This window comes from Salinivibrio sp. MA427, from assembly GCF_001996115.1.
In the GTDB taxonomy this organism is placed as follows: domain Bacteria; phylum Pseudomonadota; class Gammaproteobacteria; order Enterobacterales; family Vibrionaceae; genus Salinivibrio; species Salinivibrio costicola.
On record NZ_MUFH01000243.1, the window covers coordinates 1 to 3,986 of the forward strand.

At 47.2% G+C, this 3,986-nt stretch carries 3 protein-coding genes; 1 reads left to right on the top strand and 2 read right to left on the bottom strand.

The genetic code is table 11. From position 1 onward, the window contains the following. Nucleotides 1-242 precede the first annotated feature (242 nt). Nucleotides 243-968: a complement resistance protein TraT gene (locus BZG79_RS12620; protein WP_077774561.1), complete on the top strand. Its 726-nt coding sequence runs from the start codon at nucleotides 243-245 to the stop codon at nucleotides 966-968. Nucleotides 969-1,195: 227 nt separating this feature from the next. On the opposite strand, the gene BZG79_RS12625 is transcribed toward BZG79_RS12620, so the two are convergent. Next, nucleotides 1,196-1,459, bottom strand: coding sequence for a DUF1289 domain-containing protein (locus BZG79_RS12625; RefSeq protein ID WP_077679058.1), 264 nt, complete (start codon nucleotides 1,457-1,459; stop codon nucleotides 1,196-1,198). A gap of 99 nt (nucleotides 1,460-1,558) precedes the next feature. Beyond that, on the bottom strand, nucleotides 1,559-3,925 hold the full coding sequence (locus BZG79_RS12630) for a DNA polymerase II (RefSeq protein WP_077774563.1): 2,367 nt from the start codon (nucleotides 3,923-3,925) through the stop codon (nucleotides 1,559-1,561). Nucleotides 3,926-3,986 lie beyond the last annotated feature (61 nt).

Here is a 3,986-nt window from a genome sequence, read left to right on the forward strand (position 1 = left end):
GACTTCATCCGCATCTAATCGCTGTGTCGATAAAGATGGAATGAGATCAGGCGTCCTCAGGGGCGCCTTTTTTATATTTTAACCACCATGACATTTTCAAAAAAAAACAGATATGTCATTTTGGTGTCAAAAATACATGACCTCGATCACCAAACAGAAAGCAAATGTAATAGAAAGATTCCAATTTGCCTAATAAGTTGATTAGGATAGTGTCCCTTTTTATATAAACACTATCTATCACCATGAAAAAAAATATCTTTCTTGCCGTATTAATGTCATTGACACTCGTACTTACTGGGTGCTCCGCAACAAATACGCTTGTTAAAAAGCGTGATCTTGACGTACAGACAAAAATGAGCGATACCGTCTTTCTCGATCCAGTTGCTCCATCAAAACGCACAGTATTCCTACAAATTAGAAATACCTCAGACAAGCCCAACCTTGATATAAAATCTGATATCAAAACAAAAATTGAAAGCCGTGGATATAAGGTTTTAGAAGATCCAAGCAAAGCCCATTACATGATTCAGGCAAATATTTTACAAGTTGGTAAAGCTGACCTGCGTGAAAGTGAAAACTTTTTATCTCAAGGTTTTGGTAGCGCTGTTGGTGGTGCTTTAGCAGGAGCTCAATTTGGTGGCGGTTCAGGTCGAGGCGCAGCATCACTGGCGGGCGCGGCTATTGGCCTAGTCGCCGATGCAATGATTGAAGATGTCTATTACTCAATGATCACTGACCTACAGATTTCTGAGCGCGCATCTGATGGTGTCGTAGTTACTGAGGCTCTTGATTCTCAACTTGCGCAAGGCTCAAGCAGCAAGAAGGTAGTAAAATCTACGGAGAAAACGCAGTGGAAACGTTATCAAACACGAGTGCTTTCTACTGCCAATAAAGTCAACCTAGAGTTCGCTGAAGCAGAACCAGAGCTGAAAAAAGGACTAACACAATCAATTAGTGGCCTTTTATAATTTAGCACGAGCGTTCTTCAATGAAGAGCGCTCGTTCTTTATTGACGTAACGCAACTCAAAGCAACTCCTACACTATCCTCTTACCAACGATTACAATCTCCGTCGCTTTTATTCCAGTAAGTAATATCACTGTCAATTAAATAACTAGGTAATCATATCAAAGCGAGTGTCTTGGTAACRCGAGATTCGGATATTCGCACAAGCTAAAGCTATTTCTGCTAAATCGTCATTCATCAAACAGCGAAGGCTGATGTGGAAGAGTTTCCGGCTCTAAGGCGGTTTCCTGTGTCTGTTGGCGTTTGGCACGCATAATGCGCAAATAACGCTGGTGGCATAAGCGAACCACATTGCGCTTTTGCTCGTTGGTAAAGTCATACCAATAAAAGCGCTCATCGCGACTGCGAAAGCACCCTTTGCAGTAACCTTTGTTATTGACCTGACAGATGCCTTTGCACGGACTCGGCACCTCGAAGAAATCGAGCTGTTCCACGTCATCCTCCCTGCTGATTCTTTCATTCAAGCGGGTGGCAGACACAATTGCAAGTCGCGCGTTAAAAACTGCCCGAACAAGACAAACGATCAAGCGTGCTTAGAACAACCCCAATTGCGGTAGCGCCAAGGTGTCGAACTCTTTACCAATAAACGGCAGGATGCCATCAGCAATCGGTTTAAGCTGTTTATCAATATAATGTTGATAATCCATCGGGCTACACCGATACATACACGGCTCAGGCCCATTAACCGTGATCACATACTCAATCCATCCCCCCCGTTGGTACTGTTCAGGGCGGCCACGTTTTTGATTTTCACTGTCAGCCAGCCGCGCGGCACGCACGTGCGGTGGCACATTTTTCTGATACTCCGCAATCGGGCGTCGTAACCGTTTACGATACACCAGCTCAGCATCACGCTCCCCTTGTTGCGTACAGGCGACCACATCGCGAATAAAAGCATCGACATCATCACCATCAAACACACGTTGATAAAGCTGTTGCTGGAACTGTTGCGCCAATGGTGTCCAATCCGTTCTTACCGTTTCTAACCCTTTAAAGACCAAATGTGACTCACCGGTATCAGGATTAACGATCCGTCCTGCATAACGCTTTTTACTCCCGGTTTCTTGCCCACGAATGGTGGGCATTAAAAAGCGTTGATAATGGGTTTCGTATTCAATTTCCAGCAAGGATTCGAGACCATAGGTTTCCTGCAAGTGTTGAGACCACCACTGATTCACATGGCTAACAAGCTTTCGCCCGATGGCATCGGCGTCCTCGCTTGCTTTTTCTCCCCCCAATGACACAAAGGTAGAGTCTGTGTCACCGTAGATCACCTCAAAGCCGTGTGCCTCAATCAACTCACGAGTGGTCTTCATAATCTCATGGCCGCGCATGGTAATCGATGATGCCAAGCGATGATCAAAAAAACGGCACCCCGATGAGCCCAACACGCCATAGAAGGAATTCATGATAATTTTAATTGCCTGCGAAAACGCTTTTTCACCGGCTTTTTTCGCCCGATCACGCGCTTGCCACAACTCATCAATCAATGCCGGTAAGTAGTGCTTTTCTCGATGAAAAACACCGCCTCGAAACCCAGGGACCGTGTCGGCTTCCTGACCGGCCTCTTGTGCTTTTAACCCCTCGATAAGTCCAAGCGGATCAATAAGAAAGGTACGAATAATCGAGGGATACAGCGATTTAAAATCCAACACCAGCACTGAGTGATATAAGCCGGGTTTGGAGTCCATCACATAACCACCAGGGCTCGCGATCCACCCTTCGCTGGCTAGATTAGGCGCGACATAACCGGAACGATGCAAACGCGGTAAAAACAAGTTAGTGAATGCTGCTACCGAGCCGCCCACGCGATCGAGCTCTACCCCGGTTAAGCGTGAACGCTCGATTAAAAAGTCGAGTAAGTGAGTGTGATCAAAGATTCGGTTAACCAAACGGCAATCTTGTAAATTATAAGTCGCAAGCGCGATTTTATCCTGATGAAACATGCGATTAATCGAGGCCATACGATCATGCGGATCATCAATCGCTTTCCCCTCGCCCAATAACGTTTGTGCAACCGCCTCTAGCGCCCAAGATCGGAACCCATACGTCGCGGTTTTTAGCGCATCAATCCCATCAATCACCACCCGCCCGGCTAAACTGATAAAGCCCGGCTTATTGCTACCACCATCACGCCAAAAAGCGCGTTCCCCGCCGCGACCAAGGCGTAAATCACGCTGGTAGCGTTGCGCGCGTTTAACCAATAGGCGAAAGTCAAAATCAATCACATTCCAGCCCACCACTACGTCTGGATCGTATTGTGCGAACCAACGCTCCAGGGCGACCAATAAAGCCTCTTCGTTATCCACCCACTCTATCCACGCCGGGGCATCGTTCTGAGGCGCACCGACCATGATCACGCGACTGTCTTTTTCACTGTCTAACCCCACCGAATAAAGCTGACCTTTTTGTGAACACTCGATATCCAACGAGACATGATGAAGCGTGGGCGTATAGTCCGCTTGCTTCGCTTTGCCTTGCGTCACTTCTAGGTAGCCCTGACGTTGACGGACCTGACCGGTGAACAACAAGCTGCCACAAATATAGCGCTCCATCAGATAACGATCGGCCAAGCGTAAATCCCCTTCATAAAGCGCAATAGCGGCCCCCGTTATCACCTTCTGACCTTCTCGGGCACGTTTAACACTGGTGAAATAACAGGCTGCAACAGGCGTATGTTGGAAGGTTGTTAGCGGTACCGGTTTGCAATAGGCATTGGGATCGATAGCAGGTAATAACGCCTCCACCCGCGCTTTTTCTTCCAACGGCACAAAAAACACACTGTGCTGATCGTCAATACAAAGTTTGATCGGGCCTTCTGGCGTGGAAAGCCATAAAACAATGGTTGAGGTATGGCCCCAATCACGCTGCTGGCGCGTGATCACAAACCCTTGCTGCATATAGGGCGCGGTCGATGAAGTCACAGGCGTTATCGATATGGATCGTGTGAATGATAAGGAC

What these genes read in the sequence shown, in the direction of transcription:
- BZG79_RS12620 (WP_077774561.1), top strand. Translation starts at nt 243, where the DNA reads ATGAAAAAAAATATCTTTCTTGCCGTATTAATGTCATTGACACTCGTA.
- BZG79_RS12630 (WP_077774563.1), bottom strand. Translation starts at nt 3,925, where the DNA reads ATGCAGCAAGGGTTTGTGATCACGCGCCAGCAGCGTGATTGGGGCCAT.